Annotated in this window: 12 protein-coding genes; 9 read left to right on the top strand and 3 right to left on the bottom strand. The window is 60.1% G+C overall.

All coding sequences use genetic code 11. From position 1 onward, the window contains the following. Positions 1–35: 35 nt before the first annotated feature. The 3 genes from D0B32_RS25045 to tssK form a co-directional block, all read right to left on the bottom strand. Positions 36–1,754, bottom strand: coding sequence for an OmpA family protein (locus D0B32_RS25045; protein ID WP_259295127.1), 1,719 nt, complete (start codon positions 1,752–1,754; stop codon positions 36–38). Further along, positions 1,754–2,407 (bottom strand): DotU family type IV/VI secretion system protein, encoded by a 654-nt coding sequence (locus D0B32_RS25040; protein WP_117336988.1) that lies wholly within the window; start codon positions 2,405–2,407, stop codon positions 1,754–1,756. The genes D0B32_RS25045 and D0B32_RS25040 overlap by 1 nt, the downstream gene beginning before the upstream one ends. Before the next feature lie 74 nt (positions 2,408–2,481). Continuing rightward, on the bottom strand, positions 2,482–3,831 hold the full coding sequence (gene tssK / locus D0B32_RS25035) for a type VI secretion system baseplate subunit TssK (RefSeq protein WP_117336987.1): 1,350 nt from the start codon (positions 3,829–3,831) through the stop codon (positions 2,482–2,484). A 465-nt stretch (positions 3,832–4,296) separates the two neighbouring features. Between tssK and tssB the strand changes: the two genes are divergently transcribed. From tssB to tssA, 9 genes are all read left to right on the top strand, one after another. Continuing rightward, complete coding sequence (gene tssB, locus D0B32_RS25030; RefSeq protein ID WP_117336986.1) at positions 4,297–4,809, top strand: type VI secretion system contractile sheath small subunit; 513 nt, start codon at positions 4,297–4,299, stop codon at positions 4,807–4,809. A gap of 75 nt (positions 4,810–4,884) precedes the next feature. Beyond that, positions 4,885–6,447: a type VI secretion system contractile sheath large subunit gene (gene tssC / locus D0B32_RS25025; RefSeq protein WP_117336985.1), complete on the top strand. Its 1,563-nt coding sequence runs from the start codon at positions 4,885–4,887 to the stop codon at positions 6,445–6,447. 87 nt (positions 6,448–6,534) lie between these two features. Then, positions 6,535–9,309, top strand: a complete 2,775-nt coding sequence (locus D0B32_RS25020; RefSeq protein ID WP_117337182.1) for a type VI secretion system Vgr family protein — start codon at positions 6,535–6,537, stop codon at positions 9,307–9,309. Positions 9,310–9,312: 3 nt separating this feature from the next. Then, the gene (locus D0B32_RS25015) at positions 9,313–9,861 is read left to right on the top strand and encodes a hypothetical protein (protein ID WP_117336984.1); all 549 of its coding nucleotides are present in this window, start codon (positions 9,313–9,315) and stop codon (positions 9,859–9,861) included. Between the two features lie 8 nt (positions 9,862–9,869). Beyond that, positions 9,870–11,507 carry a LysM peptidoglycan-binding domain-containing protein gene (locus tag D0B32_RS25010; RefSeq protein WP_117336983.1) on the top strand — a complete coding sequence of 546 codons (1,638 nt, stop codon included), beginning with the start codon at positions 9,870–9,872 and terminating at the stop codon, positions 11,505–11,507. A 22-nt stretch (positions 11,508–11,529) separates the two neighbouring features. Next, positions 11,530–12,135 carry a hypothetical protein gene (locus tag D0B32_RS25005; protein ID WP_117336982.1) on the top strand — a complete coding sequence of 202 codons (606 nt, stop codon included), beginning with the start codon at positions 11,530–11,532 and terminating at the stop codon, positions 12,133–12,135. A 227-nt stretch (positions 12,136–12,362) separates the two neighbouring features. Beyond that, on the top strand, positions 12,363–13,451 hold the full coding sequence (locus D0B32_RS25000; protein ID WP_147329564.1) for a hypothetical protein: 1,089 nt from the start codon (positions 12,363–12,365) through the stop codon (positions 13,449–13,451). Then, entirely contained in the window at positions 13,448–17,317 is a 3,870-nt protein-coding gene (locus tag D0B32_RS24995; RefSeq protein WP_117336980.1) for an ImcF-related family protein, read from the top strand. Before D0B32_RS25000 ends, D0B32_RS24995 begins: the two co-directional genes overlap by 4 nt. 59 nt (positions 17,318–17,376) lie before the next feature. Then, positions 17,377–18,909: a type VI secretion system protein TssA gene (gene tssA / locus D0B32_RS24990; protein ID WP_117337181.1), complete on the top strand. Its 1,533-nt coding sequence runs from the start codon at positions 17,377–17,379 to the stop codon at positions 18,907–18,909. Positions 18,910–18,924: the final 15 nt, after the last annotated feature.

The following is an 18,924-nucleotide window of genomic DNA, read 5'->3' as shown; positions in this document are numbered from 1 at the left end:
AAGCCTCGCTTCGGGCCCGAAACATGGCGGCTGGATCAGCCGTGTTTTTGCCCAGATCCAGCGGGAGTGCCCGGAGGAAATGGATACGGACTGTCAGGCACCAACGTGATTTCGACGCGACGGTTCTTCGCGCGTCCCGCTTCGCTAGCGTTGTCCGCAATGGGCCTCGAGTCGCCATAGCCCTGGATCGCGAACTGCGTCAGCGCGATTCCGGATGCTTCGACCAGCCAGTCGCGCACCGCGCCGGCGCGGGCTACCGACAATGCCTGGTTTCGATCGGCGCGGCCCACGTTGTCGGTGTGTCCGGCCACCAGAACCCGCTTGTCGGGATGGGCCTCTATCAGTTCGAGCGCGCTGACCATCGCGCGAGTCGAGCCGGGTTTGAGTTGCGCTTTGCCGCTGTCGAACAGGGACATGCTGTCGAGCGTCACGATAGCCGGGGGCGCGGGCAACGGCGCATAGGAAGCGATCGCGGCATTGACGACAGGGATGAGCGCAGCCGCGCGGTACATGCCGAACGACAGACGCAGGGGCACACCGACGCGCTCATAGCGGTCAATCTGATCGCGCACGGCGATCAGTGCCTGCAAGGCGTCGCGCCGTGCCGTGTCGTGTGTCGCGGGGATCGTGGCGAAGCGCTGCAGGTCGGCGCCGATGTGCGCGAGCCAGCTCTGGTTATTGATGGCCGAACCCCAGATGGCCAACGCGCTGGCGCAGGCTAGGAGCCCGATCACGTGAGCGAGCGCAGACCACGCCGGGGAGATCCACGGGCTCCGCGGCATGGCTTCGATCAAGGGCTGTGGCAAGGGCCAGGGCGTGGGCGAGGCGGGCATGGGCGGCGGCACGATTCGAGAACGGGCGTGGACGTCCCGCGCCCACGGCGAACCAGCTTCGCTCGCCGGACCACAATCAATCCAGCCGATACCCCACAACGGCCAGCAAGCCGCCGGTTGCACATCGTCATTGAGCGGACCTAATACGACGCGCTCTGTCCATCCGACTATCGCTGCCAGCGCCGCCACTCGTGCAGCGTGCGCAGGATCGTTGCTGGCACGCTCGCCCTGCGATTCAGCGGCAGCCACCACCGTTTGCCATTGCAGCGTATTGGAAAGTGCGGTTGCGGACGACACGCCGTGCCATTGCGGCTCGACTGGCGGTGTGGGTGACGCCGTGAGCCGCTGGTAGATGGCCAGATAAGCGGGCATGCGCGTGCCGAGCGCACGGGTGGTGTCGCTGAGGGCTTGACGTGCACGGCGCAGCGCCTGCATCAATGCGTCCTCGCTGCCGTACGTTGCTGGTGCGATGGATAGCATCACGCCATCGGGGGCGCGGCCAGCGCGCCACTGCTCCACGGCAACGCTGACGCGCGGCAGGTCACCTGGCTCATCCACCCGCAGCCAGATTGCACCTTCGCCGACATGAGCCAGCTGCGCCTCGCCGCCTTCGCGATTGAACAAGTGGGCGAGCGCATCTCCCGTCACCAGCACCAGCGGCATGCGCGTACGCAGATTCAGCGGCAGATCGGCTGTCATGGCAGCGAGCGCAGCCAGCACCGGTGCGCTTTGATGGCGGGCCCGATTGCGTCGCAGGGTGCGCAAAACGATGCCTGCCAGTGCCAGCAAAACGATGCCGGCAGCGACCGTCCACGCCAGCTCCCGACTCACCGGGAGGATCAGAATCAGCACGGCGAGCGCCAGCGTCGTCGCCAGAACGATCATGGCGCGTAGCGGATAGGCGACGTGCAGATCGTCCATCACGGCTGGACAGATGATGCCGACCGGACCAGCTGGGCGAGTTGAGCATTCAGCGCATGTGCCCAGATCAGGTACACGGTCACGGCCGCGATTCCCGCCAGCGCGGCAATCCCCCACGGCGACAGACGACAGAGCCAGTCCGTGACACGGGGGCCGCCGCGCTCTACGAGGAACGTGTGCGTGGCGGCAGGACGCAAGCTGGCGAGACGCGCATTGAGTGTGGTGATCAATGCCTGACGCTTCGCTTCGTCTTCACGGGCGTAGCGGCCCATGAAGCCCAGACCGAGGACGGCGGCGTAGCACTCGAGAAGATCGACCTCGGGCGCGGCCTCGCGCATCCGTTCCGCGAGACGGTCGAAGACATGATCGCCAGCGTCCAGCTTGCCGAAACGCTCCACCTGCAACGGATGCGCTTCCCAACTCGATCGGTCTTTGAGCGTCGGACAACGCAACACTGCCTCGTCGAGCAGTCCGCACTGTGCGTATTCAGCATCTTGCCGGACGTCTGCCGGGAATCCGCGTTGCTCGAGCGCAGTGGAAAATGCGTGCATCAATTCCACGCACCGTGCGCGCAGCTTTTCGACGGACTCAGTGGTTCCACCCTGCCTGAGCATGGAGACGAGCAACGCGGTATCGCGCAACAGATCGCGCATGCCAGACCCGGCCGCGTGGGACGTGATGGGCTGTCTGTCGCGTTGCTTGATTTGATTCAGAGTACTAAAAGTTATCATGAGCGCAAAACTGCGTAGAGCTGGAGCGACGGATCGGCAATCGTGGCCGGTAAATAGATCTGGCATGCACGCGCAGCCAGCATCCTGGCGTGCGCCGGATCGTTTGGATCGAGCGCGAAATACAGGTTGTCGAGACGCACGGGAATAGCGGCAGGGACGCGCTGTACGGCCTTGAGGGGAACACCAGCAAGCGCGGAATTGACGATATGCTCGACGTCGTCCGGTGCGCCGATCTTGCAAAGCTTGGGTAACTGCTCGATCAGATCGAACGGCGCGACGGCTGCGTTGACAGACAGGTAGTAGTCGGCGTCGGATACCAGCCGCTCATCCAGAAACTGGCCCAACCATGTGGTTGGACTCTTGCGGGTCAGCGCGATTGATACCACGCGTGATGGAATGATCGAGTCGAGCAGTTCGCGTATCTGTACTTCGAGTTGCGTGAAAATCTCGTCTGCGCGCGCGTGGACGTACGGTGGAATCTCGCTCAGTTGAGCGCTGGTCGAAAACGTCATCAGCACGCTGGCCAGTTGAGCAAGCGTTGAATAGAAACGCTCGGGTGGCTGGTTGGGATGGGTGGCGAAGAGCCTGAGCTGCGGCCAGTAGGTGTGGATGCTGTGCAGCAGCCAGAACAGCGAGACATCGGCGATGCCATATTCCGCCACGGTTTCCAGGCGCTCATGCTTGCGACCGCTCAAGGCTGCGCTCTTTGCTTGCAGGATGTCGGCAAGACGTTTCGCCCGTTCGACGTGTAGCGGATGGCCCGCCAGCGTGAGACATGGCGGCGCATAACGATGATCCACCTGAAAGTGCCCGTCCGCACCGCGCGCAAGGCGTGCAATCGCGCAGACACTGTCGTCTGCATGCGGTTCGAAATCGAATAGCAAGCGCACCGCATGTCGCTCAGCAGCGATCTCCGCCGCTTCGGTGCCGTGCAAATCGGTGACGCTGACAAACTCGCGATAAACGCGACGTGGCCGCGCAAGCGTTGTCTCGTCGAAGCGGCAGTTGCTGCCCGTGGCATTCAAAAGCGGCAATGCTGCGAACACCACGACGTTCTGCGTGTCGGACGACAGAGCTTGCGTCAGATCGCGTGCAGGAGGGAGCGCGTCGGTCACGGAGGTGTCGAAGACGGTGCCGTCAGGAAAACGAAGTTTCAGGCGCGTGAGCTTGAGCCGGCCATTGCGCAGCGCTTCTTCATCTATCTCCACATCGAGCGTGCCCCACGGTTCTGCGATCGCAGCCTCGGCGAACTGCCGGTGGATGAAACTCGTCCACCGGTCCTGTTGCTGGAATTGCTGTTGATTGAGAATCAGGCCTTCATGCCAGAGCGGCTTGTCGATCCGCATGTTCGTGATCTTCTTTGATTTCGTTAATTCGGACTGCCGATTCTAAGCGCAATAAACAGTGAAAGAACAGGGTTGAAGGTCAATTTATACGTTGATCTTTTTCGTTGTTATTTATCGTGCAGCGGTTTGATATTTATCAATCAATTCATTTGAATTTTGTATATTGATATACCGCAATATTTGCCTGGAAATAGGGAGGGTGCTTGATTCGCGGCCGGCCAAGGCTGCCGTGGCTCACGCGCACGGCCAATGTGGCACCCCGGATTATTTGCGAGATATCTTCAAAATAAGTCGAATATTCGTAAAGTTGATTAAATTTTACACTTTACGAAAATCCACAAATTATGGCCCTTTGACTTGTGGGCGGAATTGCGTGTTTAATTCGGTTCGAGACATAAAGCCGTATAAGCGAAGACTCAGCCGATTGCTAAACCAGATTGATCATCCTGTTATCAAGGACTACATATGGACAGCTTCCAGCGCGAAATTCCGAAGTCGAGAGTTTCGATCACGTTAGACCTGCACACGGGGGGAGCCCAGAAGAGGGTGGAGTTGCCTCTGAAGCTGCTCGTGGCTGGGGACTTCAGCGCGGGCAAGGAGCAGGCTCCGCTTGCGGAACGCAGGAAGACCAACATCGACAAGAATAATTTCGATGCCGTCCTGTCCGACCTCGCACCCGAGTTGAAGATAGGCGCCGAGAACACCCTCACCGGCGATGGCAGCGAGCTGCCTGTGTCTCTCAGCTTCAGATCAATGAAGGACTTCGAACCTGAACAGGTCGCCCGCCAGATTCCCGAGCTTCAGCCGTTACTGGCCATGCGCAATCTGTTGCGCGACCTGAAGTCGAACCTGCTCGACAACGGCACGTTCCGCCGCGAATTCGAGAAGATCCTCAAAGACCATGCGCTCTCACGGCAACTGCGCGGCGAGCTTGCGCAGATTGCCACGGCGGCCACGCAGGCCGAAGGTCATGCATGACACCACGATTGTCCGCGCAGTACCGTGGTCAACGAGCAATACGCGTCCCGAGAGAACAGTAGAACAGGATCCAATATGTCACTTGACGAATCCCAGCAAGATGGCGCAACCGGGGTGGTTGTGCTGGAGGCCCAGCAGCAAGCGGGCTCAGGGCACGCTAGCAGCATCTATGAAGCGCTGTGCAGCAAGATCAATTTGAAGCCAGTGAGTGTGGCGCGTCCGCTCGAGGCGTTCCGGGACAACGACCTGTTGTCGGAGTCGTCGGCGGACGAACGGCTGGCAAGGGGCATGAGTGCCTTTCTGCAACTGGTGGGCGAGGCAAGCAGGCCGGTCGACCGGCTGGACAAGTCGCTGCTCGATTTTCATATCGGCCGGCTCGATCGTGCCATCAGCCGCCAGCTCGACGCGGTGATGCACGCCGCCGAATTTCAGGCCCTGGAAGGGCGCTGGCGTGGTCTGAAGATGCTGGTGAGCCGCACGGATTTTCGCAAGAACGCGCGTATCGAAGTGCTCGACGTATCGAAGGATGCGTTGGTCCGGGACTTTGAGGACACACCTGAGCTTATCCAGAGCGGTCTGTATCGCCTCACGTATGTCGAGGAGTACGACACGCCGGGTGGCCAACCGATTGGCGCGCTCATCAGCGACTTCGAATTCGCCAATTCGCCGCAGGACATTGGCTTGCTGCGCAACATCTCGAAGGTGGCCGCCGCAGCGCACATGCCGTTTATCGGCTCGGTGGGGCCGGCGTTCTTCGGCAAGCAATCAATGGAAGAAGTGGCCTCGATCCAGGATATCGGCAACTACTTCGATCGCGCCGAGTACATCAAATGGAAGAGCTTTCGTGACACGGACGACGCGCGCTACGTGGGCCTGACGATGCCGCGCGTGCTCGGCCGTCTGCCGTATGGCAAGGATACGACGCCGGTACGCGCCTTCAACTACGAAGAGGCGGTGAAAGGCCCGGACCACGACCGCTACCTGTGGGTCAACGCGTCGTTTGCATTTGCGGCCAACATGGTGCGCAGTTTTACCAGTAACGGTTGGTGCGTGCAGATTCGCGGTCCGCAGGCGGGCGGCAAGGTCGACGATTTGCCGGTGCATCTGTATGACCTCGGCACGGGCTATCAGCCGAAGATTCCCACCGAAGTGCTGATTCCCGAGACGCGCGAGTTCGAGTTTGCCAACCTCGGCTTCATACCGTTGTCGTTTTACAAGAACCACGACTTCGCCTGCTTCTTCTCGGCCAGCTCGACCCAAAAGCAAGCGTTGTACGAAACGAAGGAGGCAACGGCCAATAGCCGCATCAACGCGCGTCTGCCGTACATCTTCCTGCTCTCTCGCATTGCGCATTATCTGAAGTTGATCCAGCGGGAAAACATTGGCACCACCAAGGACCGCCGGCTGCTCGAACTCGAGTTGAACAACTGGGTCAGGAGTCTCGTGACCGAGATGAAGGACCCTGGTGACGAATTGCAGGCATCGCACCCGTTGCGTGAGGCAAGGGTGACAGTGGAAGACATCGAGGACAACCCGGGCTTTTTCCGCATCAAGCTGTTCATCATTCCGCACTTCCAGGTGGAGGGAATGGACATTGGCCTTTCGCTGGTGTCGCAAATGCCCAAGGCAAAGAGCTAGACCGCCGCACCTGATGGAGTGAGCCGGGACGGACAACCGCGCCGTCATTGACGTTATGCGTATACGAGGGAGTCGTTGATGGGGTTGATGGTTCTGCCGTCGCAGGCGTACGAGGTGACGCTTGCGCCGCATCCTGCGCCGTTTTCGGTGCTGCACTTCGAAGGTGACGAAGGTGTCAGCCGCCTTTACCGCTACGACATTCAGTTCACCTGTGCGCGCGCCGACATCCCGATGGACCAGGTGCTAGGACGGCCCGCGAAGTTCGTGATCGACCCCATCGACCCCAACGCCGGGTATCTGCTCAAGATGTTTGGCGAGCACGCGGCGCAGTTCAGCGAAATGCCAGCGGCTCGGACGGTGCACGGCATCGTGACGCAGTTCGATCAGTTCGACACCTCCGCGGACGAAACGCGTTACCGGATCGTCATCGAGCCGCGGGTGGCGGATCTGGCCCGCGCAGTGACGAGCCGGCTGTTCCAGAAGCAGTCGGTTCAGGAGATCATCACCGATACCTTACGTCACTATGGCTACCGCGAAGGTGTCGACTTCAAGTTCAACCTGCGTGCCGAATACCAACGCCATGAATATATTACGCAGTACCAAGAGACGACATTTTCGTTCATCCAGCGTGTCGCGGCGGACGAGGGGATCTGGTTTCGCTTCGAGCAGCAGAAAAATCATGAGGTGATCGTGTTTGGCGATGACCTCGATGCGTATGCGCGGCGTGAACGCATCGTGCCGTTCCGGCGGCACTCAGGGCTGGCCAATTCCGGCGCGGAGTCCATCCGGTCCATTGAGCGCCGCATGCGGCGCGTGCCGGAGGCGATCCGGCTGAACGACTACAACCATCGCCAGGCCGGCGTACCGTTGCTGGTCGAGCAGAATGCCGCGCGTGACGACGCGACGACGAACGCCATTGACTACCGCTGGGGCGAGCATTATGAAACGCCGGAAGAGGGGCGGCGCATCGCAACCCTGCGTCACGAAGCGCATTTGGCGCAACAGATCACGTTCGAAGGCAAGGGCAACGTGTTCGCCCTCGAAGCGGGAGAGGTGCTGAATCTCGATCAGCCGCTCCCGGATGCGCCGCACGGGCTGTTTATTCTGTCCGTCTCGTCCAGCGGTGGCCGCAAAGAGACATATTCGAACACCTTCACCGCAATCCCTTCCAATCGCGTCTGGCGCACGCCCGTCATCCAGGCTGCGCGGCCCGTGATCAACGGTATCTTGCCGGCCCGCATCACGTCGCCGGGGGACTACAAACGCGCTTATCTGACCGAGGAGGGCTGGTATGTCATCAAGCTGCCCTTCGATCTCGATGCATGGAGTCCCGGTGGTACGAGCCGTCCCGTGCGACTGGCGAAGCCTTATAGCGGCGATGACTACGGCCATCATTTTCCGCTCATCGACGGCGCCGAGGTGGCCATCATTCATACCGATGGCGATCCCGACCGACCGGTGATCATCGGCGCGATGCACGACAGCCTGCATCCCGACCTGGTCAACAACCTGAACCACACGCGCAACCTGATTCGTACCGTCGCGCAGAATGAACTGCGCATGGAGGATCTGGAAAGTCGCGAGCACATCCATCTGACTACCCCGTTCCAGATCAGTGAACTGAATCTTGGGCACATGGTGGATGGCGGCAATGCGGAGCGTGGACGAGGGGCGGAGTTGCGCACCGACGCACATGTGGCGGTGCGGGGCGGCCGAGGGGTCCTGCTTAGCGCGGAGGCGCAGGCCAGTGCGACGGACGCACAGCTCGAGATGAAGGGGGCCCAGTCGCAACTGGAAGAAGCCCTCGTGCAAATGCAGCTGTTAGCGAGGGCGGCGCAATCGGCGCAGGCGCTTGCCAACGATATCCAGAAACAACAAAGCCTGCTCGAAGAAAGACTGCTCGGACTGAACAAGTCCGTACTGCTCGCTGCTGCGCCCGACGGAATGGCGCTCACGAGCGGCCAGCATCTGCAGATGACCGCGAGCGACAACCTGATGGCGACGGCCGGAGGCAGCGTGGACATCGGGGCCATAAAGGACGTGCGGCTGGCAGCGGCGGGCGCTGTGTCGCTGTTCGCGCAAGCCAGCGGGATGAAACTGATCGCCGCGAAGGAAGACCTGATCGCTCAGGCTCAGGAGGGACAGTTGATGTTGAACTGTGCGAAGGACGCCCGGTTGACCAGCAACGAAGGGCAGATAACCGTTGCGTCGAAAGAGGCGCTTACGCTAACCAGTCGCGGTGCGTACATCAAGATTGCCAACGGCGATATCGAACTCGGATGCCCCGGCAATATCACCCTGAAGTGTGGAAGTTTCCATTGGGAAGGCCCCGCAGGTTTGCCGAACTCGGCATACCCGTGGCCCGGTCAGATTCCAACCGCCTTTAGCGCAAGAGTCGTGCTCGACAAGCAAATGGGGGAATGGATTGGCGGCACGAATGGGGCCGTTCCTTATCAATTCATCGATTCAACGGGGCGTGTCGTCGCCAAGGGCTCGCTGGACGAACACGGCAGGACGCAGCGCGTATTCCACAACGACAATGAAGCACTGACGGTGCTACTGGGGGAACCAGGCACGTGGTGCGTAACCGAACATCATGGAGACGATTGCGTGTGCGGCGCAGACCATTCAGGCAGCAGTGCTCCCGGGTTCGTCGATCTGGCTTCCTCCCATTCCGATCAGCCTGAGGACGGCGACCGCCCACCCAAAGACGATGACAACCAAACTCCGCTGCAGTGGACGATAAACCGCCCGCGCGAGTCAAATGAGAAATCGCCTGATGCATTTCGGCGCCTGCTCCTTGAACGCATCGTGTATAGCGACCCCGGCATCGCGCAGGCAATCGCGGACGGCGAGGAGTAACCCATGAAAATCACAGTCAGACTTGCGGCGATTGGCCTGTTTATTTTTTGCGTATGCCGGGCTCATGCGGGCGAATTCCACGGCATTCCCGTACGCGAAGCACTTACCTTGAATGAAGGCATCAACGACATTCAGGTCGCCGGCCAGACCGTCAGGGTAATAAGGGCATTCGTGGGTACCTTGACCGCCCACAGTTACGAGACCTACACCAGCTTTGTCCTGCCCACGCATTCCGCCGGAACGTGGGCCCGGGTACTGGTCGATCAACCTGACGGCAATTCTGCGGATCTGACAACGATAGAGTCGGCCGATTCGATGGTGCAATCCGTTGCTGTATTCATGCGTAAGGGCGTGTTATTCGCTGTCCAGGCGACCAAAACTGGCGCGGTCATGCCAGCCCTTTATCTCGATCGCTCAACCGTCACGTTCAAGGTGTTTCGATTCAATGGCAATCGAGACATGGCGCGATTCACGCAAGAGCAGAGATTTGAAAGCAAGGAAAAATATATGAACGCTGACGATGCGCTCAAGAAAGAATTTTTTGTTGACTAGGGGGAGGTATGTTCGTTAACGCGACATATGATCGTGACAGAAAAACTGTTCACTACTTCGACGAAGACGGAAGCGAGACGCTCTACATTGGGGGCTCGTTTGCATGGCGTACCAATAATCCAGGCAACCTCACCAAGCCTGGTAGCTATGTGATGGATGCTGCCATTGGTTACGCGCAGCGTACGAGCGGCTCGAAAAGCCTCTTCGTGATATTTCCCGATCGCGCATCCGGCCAACTTGCCCATCAGCGGCTTTTGAAGCGCGTGTATGGGAACAGCACCGTAAAAGGGATGATTTCGAAGTATGCGCCGTCTTCGGAAAACAACACTGATGCCTACGTGAGTTTCGTTACGGAGAAGGCGGGTGTATCGCCCGAGGATATCATTGGGTCGCTTGGCGAGGATAAGTTCGGCGCGGTTTCCGCCGCTATGGAGCAGCAAGAGGGCAATGTACCGGGAGTCATAAAACAGCTGGGAAAACCGGTTCAGGTGCAACTCAGGGACAAGCTGAATCAACCGTTCGCAAGTCAGAAGATTCACGTTAAAAGCGCCAGTGATAACTTCGCAACCGAGACCGATGAGAACGGTGATTTGCCGTGGATCTTCAGTGGACTGCTCGGACGCGAAGTTAGCCTCTACTACGACCGCGAGCAGGGCGACCTGGAAAAGATCGGCAGTTTCACGGCTGACGGCGCGGCGTCGGCATATACATTTGGTTCTCCGTACTACCTGCTTTCTGCGCGTCCGCGGGTGCATCAAACGGAACTGGTAGCTCATCCTGCTATGCACGTTGTGCGAGCCGGGGAGACCTTGTCGAGCATCGCGGCAAAATACGGCACCTCGGTCGATACGCTGGTGCGCATCAATGGATTGGCGAATGCCGATCATATCTACGCGCGGCAACACCTCAGAGTGCGCGCGGCGCATGCCGTGACGCAGTCCAATCCTTTGCCGAAAGCGCGGCCTTCGACAGTGAAGCCCGCGAGCCCAGTCCGAGTCGCGGTTGCAGATCAACGCGAGGTTGGCGTGGTGCACCAGCGCAATCCTGAAAGCGGGCATCCACAAACGCTGGTCAGCTCGCCAACGCTTGAACTGAGCGGTGCGATCTGGTGCGATCGTTTCAAAGGGAGTCAGTCTGTAGACACCTTGAATCCCGCATTCAAATCTTGTGTTGAAGCGTTCTTTGCTGCGCTCAAGGTTGCAGGCATTCAGCCGGTGGTTAACGCCACATTCCGTCCGGCCGAGCGATCGTATCTCATGTATCACGCGTTTCAGATTGCCAAGGGAACGGTCAGCCCCGATAAGGTGGAGCGTTTTACTGGCGTAGATATTGATTGGGTACATCGAACGGCAGATGGCGAGATGGACCTCGATGCGTCGAGAAAAGCCGCGACACACATGTGCAATGGATTCGGGCTGCGACTCAATTCAAGCAGGCAGAAGGTCGGCAGGCCGTGGTCGTCCCGACACAATTATGGTGCGGCCATAGATATGAATATCCCGGATTTCACCGGCAAAAATGTGCAGGATGCTCACGGTGATGAGATTGCCATAAAGTCCTTTGCTGATCTCAAGGCTATTGGTCAATCGTACGGAGTCAGATTTTTTCCCGTTGAAACTATGCATTGGTCCGATAACGGGAGGTAATTTTAAGGTGGACGATAAATTGATGAAATACCTCGTGTTTTGTGTTGCGGCCGCGTTGACCTCTTCCATGTGCAGGGCGGATCAAAAGCCGGTGTTCGGTGTATGGGAGCAATTGGTGACCGCCAGCACGGAGAAAAATGCCGAACCGGTTCGAATGAACTTCATATTTTCAGATACAGAGATCACGCGTGAAACGACGTTTAGCGCGCTGTCGGATTCCTTCGACGGCTCGATCTGTTGTGTGAAGGTTGATCACTTGATGCCGATGACGTTGAAAGCTCTATTGGAAAAATACAAATGGGACAGCGACGATGTCGACCATCTGAAGAGTATTGCGGGGTGGCGATACATTTATGAAGCGAAGGTGGTGGATTCCAGGTTGCAGAACAAAAACATGCGTGATCTCGTAAGCAACATGTCCGGGGCGAACGATATCTCACCGTTTTATTCGGCTGTTGTATCCGGATACCCGGTTCTGACCAAAGCCGGCAGCGGCACTTATGCTTTGAACGGAGCTGTCGTCAATTTTTCGTCCGAATACGACGAGAATAAAAACGTCATGCGGTATCTATTTAAATCCTCGGGCGAGTCTGTGAGGCTATCGGAGAAGCCATTTCCGGCTGAGTAGTGAGACCATGCGTGGGATTTATGGCCGTTGATTTCTCGCTTTTTCCGCCCGAACAAACGTTGCCCCATGCGGGGCCATCGAAATGGCTGTGGGCGGTCGTGTTCTTCGGCCTGACCTTGATCGGTGTATCGGTAGTCCTGGTGCTTTGGCCGGGCAACGAACCCACCCGGACAGCGTGGTTCTGGGTTTGTTTGTTAATTTATCCAATGGGCTTCGCAGCATTTGCCGTGAGCAGACGCTTTAGCGTCTACGAGGGACGGCGCCTTGACGCGCAGGAATGGAACGCGGCACGCGAGCGGCACATCGAAGAGGTGTTTGCCGGTGCCAGCGTGCCGCTGGCAGTGCTCGGCTGCACGCATATGTTCACGGGCGACGACAGCAACGGCAGCATCGAAGCGCTCGAACAATCGAAAGTGACGTTGAAATCCCAGCCTTCCATTGCGCAGTCCGGGATGGTGGTCGCCCGGTGGCTCAGCCCAGGCGTGCTCGACAGCAGCAAGTGGCTGCGCGGACCCGATGCGGCTCGTCAAGCGCAGGTGCTGGAATGGCTCTACGAACGTTTGCTGGATCAGTTGGCGGGAGCGCTGGTCGCACTGCCTGCGGCGTTGCCGTTGACCGTGCGTCTGAGTGTCGTAGCGGACGCGCTGGAGATTGATGCGGCAGTCTTATGGGAAACGTGCTGGCGGAGCCGTCAACCGCGCGTTGGCAGCGTGCTGGTGGAAGTGGCCAGTCCGCACCTCATGACGGTCGACGCGTGGCTCGACAGCAACGAGGAGTCGTTGCGCAAGCAGGCCACGCTGCTGGTCACGATCCAGTTGAACCCGATTCTGAGTCAGGATCCACCCGCAGGAAGCGCGGAGGCCGGTGCTGCCGTGCTCTTCGTTCCGTTGGCGATTGCGGAAAGTTACTCCCAGAAACCTGTGGCCTTCATTCATCGCCCCATGAGCGGCACCCTGGACGAGCTGGATCAGACGCTGGCCTACGCGTTGCGCTGGGGCACATCCGATGCGGTGTCCGTTGCGCGTGTCTGGCTAAATGGCATCGCTCCCGATGCCGTAGCGCGCTTGCATCGCGCGTTGAGCAGCGCGGGGCTGACGGGCGAGCGCAATGAATCGGTGCGCGAGATAGACATGGATCAGACGGTGGGGCGCGCCGGGGCTGCGGACCCCTGGCTTTCATTGACTTGCGCGGCATTGAGCGCAAAGCGGTCGGGCGCGAAACAGCTTCTGATCGAACAACGCGCGGAAAAGATCGTGGCGGCGATTGTCGCGCCCGCGTCACCGGCGAAGATTTCGCAACCGGGTGCCAGGACATGAATCGCAAGTTCAAGCTGGACCTTTTGGGCGTCCTCGTCGTGGTCGTTCTGCCCGGCATCATGATCTGGTATCGCAGCAAATGGCTCGGCATCCCTGCTGAACATCGCGCCGCGGCAATCGCCGCGCTTTGTGCGCTATTCGTCGTGCTGCTTCTGGTGTTCAGCTATGAAGATTCATCGCGACCCGCGCTGGCGTGGCGGCGAATCAAGAGCTGGATCGGCGCGCAACCAGAGGCAAGCGGCAGTCTGGACGAAACGCTTGGCGCTCGCCAACAGCGTGCCAGTTCGCTCAAAGCAGAGCTGATGATTCGTCACGGCTGGCGCTGGCGATACCGTGGTCGCTGGATAGTCGTAGGAGGCGAGGCGGCACTCGTCGAGTGGCTGGCGCCGAGGCTGACCGAAACCGGCTACGTGATCGTCGACGACCTCGTGTTGCTATATGCAGGCCAGAGTGATGGCGCACTCGACACCCGTTGGCTTGAACAGATCCGCCGTCTGCGGGGACGTCGGCCGGTGGACGCTGTCATGGAGATCGTGTCCACACGCCTTACAAATAACGCTCCACGTGAAGCCGGGCGCGTTGCGCGACGACTGGGCCAGCAAGCGCGTGCGTTGCGATGGGCTGCGCCTGTCTATCTGCTGAACGCGAGCGATGTTGGCGTCGATACCGCTGGCTCCTACGAGGTGGTCGGCTGCATGTGGTCGAACGCAAGGATGTCGGCGGAAGAATTTGCCGGCTCATTGCACGCGCTTTCGACTGATCTTGCTGACGCAGCGGTCGTCCGTCTGATGACGAATCGAGCTGACCGATATGTGGGCGAGCTATCGCAGCACATCTCACGATATTGCCGCTCGCTGTCCGAATTGACCGTACAGATGGATCAGTCCCGTATCGGGAGCGGCGCTGTGCATGGCGTGTTGTTTGTTCCGCTGCAGAAGGAGCCGGTTGCAGCGGCCGGTGATACCGCGACAGATGAGGGTGGCGCGGCAGCCAGCAGGGATACGGGCGTGATCGACGACCGCGTTGAAAACCACGACCCCATGTGCGGCGTCTGGCAAACCGTCGCTATTCACAGCCGCCGCATCCACGGCCATAGGGTCGGCTTCTCCCTCTCGACAACCGCTGCGGCGATTGCCACCGCGTTGCTAGGGCTATGGATCGCCGGCACGACGCTGTCCGGTTACGCCAACCGCTCGGCCATCGCAAAAGCCGCGGACACCGTATCCAGTCTTTCCAGCCCGCCAGAACAGGACCAGGCTGCTACCCAGGCTGCATTGGCGCTCGATGCTCTGCAAAAGCAACTCGACACGCTTGAAGTCCATCAACGCGAGGGCGCGCCCTGGTACGCGCGTTTTGGCCTGAACCGCGACGCAGCACTTTTCGCCGTGATGTGGCCAGCCTATGAAACCGGCGCGGCACGTCTCGTCGTCGCGCCGATTCGTACCAGGCTCGAAGACCAGTTGCGTCAACTCACTGCGCTTTCAGACGCAGAAATTGCGAGCGGTGGCGATGCATCGATCAAGTCCGCCTACGACACGCTAAAGACATACCTGATGCTTGCCAGGCCCGAACACGCCGAGGCGAAATTCCTTGCCCCACGACTCGTCGCGCTCAATGTGCCTGCGCGCCCCGCCAACTCAACGCTCAGCGAAGGGGCATGGCAGGATCTGCGCGAGCACCTGGCCGCGTTCTACGCAGATCATCTCGGTCAACCTGCATCGGCAAGCAGGACGCCACTCGCCATCGACGCCGACGCATCGCTTGTCAGCGCTGCCCGGCAGACGGTGATCGGAGTGCGCGGAATCCAGAACTCGACTGACGTGATCTACGAGCAGATCCTGGAGGAGGCAAAGCCGAAATATCCGCCGGCGTCGCTCGCTACGTTGCTTGGCGACACCAGCAGCCGTGGCCTCTTCAATACGACTGCAACGCTCCCGGGCGTTTTCACGCGCGTCGCGTGGGACGAGCGGATCGCAAAGGCGATCGACGAAGCCAGTGAACAGAGCAGCATCGTCGGGGACTGGGTGCTCTCCGACACCCGGACGAACGCACCCACCACCGCGTCGCTCAAAGCGGATTTACGACAGCGCTATTTCGACGATTACGCACGCGCGTGGCAAGCGTTCCTGAACGGCATCCGCTGGCAGCCGACGGCGACGCTCTCCGGCACAGTCGATCAATTGACGCTGCTCGGCGATCCGCAGCGCTCGCCGCTCGTCGCATTGATGAACGTCGTGGTGTATCAGGCCGGCGCGGGTGCCGCGACGCAATCGCTCTCGGACTCGCTGATCAACAAGGCACAACAGCTTGTCGGTGCTGACGAGAAAGACCCCTCGAAGATTTCCGTGCAGCAAAACGTTGCACCGCTCGCTGCGGCATTCGGGCCCTTGCTACGGCTGGCGGGCAGCGACATCAGCACGGCCAGCGCGGGCGACGGCAACGCTAACGTCAGCCACAACACGTCTTTCGCGCAGATAGCCGCGAGCGGTGATCTGAGCCTCGCGCGCTTTCTCGAACGTGTGATTGCGATGCGTCTGAAGCTACAGCAGATCATGATGAGCACCGATCCGGACGCCATGTCGCGGGTGGCGGCCCAGGCCGTGTTGCAGGGCAAGACCTCCGACATGGCCGACAGCCGCGATTACGCGAGCCGCGTGTCCGCCAGTCTCGGACAGGAATGGGCTGGCTTCGGCGATCTGTTCCAGCAACCGCTCGACCAGACATGGCAGGTCGTTTTGCATCCCGCAGCGGCGAGCCTGAACGACACGTGGCGCGGTGGCATTCTGGCCGACTGGAACCGGAATTTCGCGGGCCGCTATCCGTTCGCCGATTCCGACAACGACGCCTCGCTGCCCGACATGGCCCGCTTCATGCGGCCCGATGGTGGCCTCATTGCCCAGTTCGTCACCACGCAACTGGCGGGTGTCGTCGAGCGGCAAGGTGATCGTTGGGTCACGGTGCAGGGAACCGGGCGCACAGCGCTGACGGTCGACCCAGATTTTCTCGCTGCATTGAACACGCTGATGCGAGTATCGGCCTCGCTGTTTGCCTCTGGCGATGCACGGGCGCGCTTCGAGCTTCGCGCGGTGCCGACCCCCGGCGTGACCGACCTGAAATTCGTGCTGTCGGGACGGGAGCTGCATTACTTCAACCAGAAGGAAGAGTGGGAGCCGTTCGTTTGGCCCGGCGACGCGCTGGAAAACACCGCTCGTGTCGAATGGCAAACCGAGCAAAGCGGATTGCGCTCGGCGCTGGATACGCAGGGACGCTTCGGTTTGATCCGGCTGCTCGAACGCGCGAAGGTCACGCCGCAGGACAACGCACGCTATTTGCTGACGTGGGCGGCGGACCAGAGCCTGAATATGCCGCTGCAAATGCAACTGCGCAGCGAAACCGGCGCGGGTCCGCTCGATATCCTCGCGTTGCGGCACTTTTCGTTGCCGCAACGGATTTTCCTGACGGGTTCGTCAAGATTGCCAGATACGCAGAAGCACGCATTCGATGGCCCGCCGCCGTTGCCGGCAGCAATGCTGGAAGCCGCGCGGCTTGCCGAAGTGCCACTTCCTTCGGGGCGGCCAGACGAAGCGAGCCAGACCAGTAACGTGGATGGCCCATCCGTGAAGCCGGGCAGTCAGTCGGTAGATACGATAAGTATACCGAAACAAACTAAAGTGACGAGGCGTGAGGGCATAGAAAGTCGGGCGCAGATTGTCGTGATTGATCCGCCAACAACTGAGTCCACTTCTGCCTCGACGGATTTCAGTGACGGCAAGCCGCTGTCTGAAGCGAAGGCGTCCGTTGCGAAGCGGCACAACCCCGCGTCGGCGCGGACGGCGCAGTTTCAGTCCGATGCATTTATTTATTGAGGTCGTCAGTGCTGACGCATTTCGTCAAGAATCTGCTGGGTGCGAACCCGGCGCCGCCGATGCCGCCCGCGCGGTTCGACGCATGGTCATCATGGCTCGCGCCATTTGCCGGCGAACATCCCTGTGGACGAGACCCCGGCTACGAAGATGTATTCTTCGAACTCAGGGACGAAGCCACGAAACTCACGGACATAGACGACGCGTTGATCGTGCGGTCCTGCGAACAGTTGATGGCGGATACGGGCAAGGATCTGCGCGTAGCCGGCTACTACACGTTCGCGCGTCTGCGCATGGACGGGACGGCTGGCTTTGCTGACGGACTGGAACTGTGTGCGGCGCTGGTCGAACGTTTCGGTGTGGCCTTGCTGCCCGCGCGTGCCGAAGCGAAAAAAGCGGCGCTTGAAATGTTCGCGACGACGCGGCTGCTGGAGCTGCTCGAAAGCCGCGGGGAGTTTGCCGCGACGGATTTCGAGCGCGCGATCGCGGCGCTCAAACTGCTCGTCGCCCGCACTGGCGAGTGGCCGGACGCGGCGCGCCCGAATCTGCATCCGCTCGTCGCGCGTTTTGAACGCAGCGATGAGGTGCCACGCATTGCTGACGAAGCACCGGACTCGATCAGCCACGCGTTGCACGGCGTGACTGGCAAGCCAATGGGCAGCGTGTCTTCAATGCGCGATCTGCTGGACCAGGCGCGTACGATGGCGGCCTGGCTGCGCGATCAGGAGAACGGCTATCTGCCGTCAGTACGGCTCGTGCGCAGCGTGAGATGGGACACGCTGCATGAAGTGCCACCTGCCGATGCGCAAGGCCGCACGCGCCTCATTTCGCCACGCACCGAGCTGCGTCAGCAGATGAAGCGTCTTGTGCTGCAAAAGCACTGGCACGAACTGCTTGAACGCGTCGAAGGCGCCTTTATGGAAGGCATGAATCATATATGGTTCGACCTGCAATACTTCCAGCACATCGCACTCGATCACGTTGGTTCGCCGTATAGCGGATGGCGCGAACTGTTGCGAGCGGACTTCGCGCTGTTTCTCGAACGGCTCCCGGGTGTCGAACGTCTTGCGTTTAATGACGGCACAGCCTTTGCCGACGACTCGACGCTCGAGTGGATCGCACGGCATGCGGTGGTGCGCGACCTCGAACGAGGTGAGACAGTCGCGCCATTGCCGGTCTGCGCCGATACCGGCGACGCCGGTGCGGGCGAGTGGCCCGAAATCGAGGCACAGGCGCAAGACATCGTTGCGGGGCAGAGCCTCGAAGCCGCGTTTGCATGGCTTGAGGCGCTTCCGGGCGTGCGCACGGAGCGTCAGCGCTATTTGCTGCGCTTCGTGACGGCACGCCTCGCCGACCACGCAGGCCGTACCGACATCGCTATGCCACTGCTTGCCGAACTCGATGCCGCGACGCACAGCGTGTCGCTCCTGCGTTGGGAGCCGGCGCTTGCCTTCGAAGTGAAGCATCACCTGATCAAAACGCTCAAGACAACGAGCCAGCGCAAGGACGTCGACAAGCCCGCGCTCGCTCGGCGTCTGGAACAGCTTCACCACGAGCTGACTGTACTCGACCCCGCGCGTACCCTGACGCTATAACAACAACGAGTATTT

It is taken from the genome of Paraburkholderia sp. DHOC27 (genome assembly GCF_003429005.1).
Taxonomy (GTDB): domain Bacteria; phylum Pseudomonadota; class Gammaproteobacteria; order Burkholderiales; family Burkholderiaceae; genus Paraburkholderia.
This window is presented reverse-complemented; position numbering and strand designations above follow the sequence as displayed.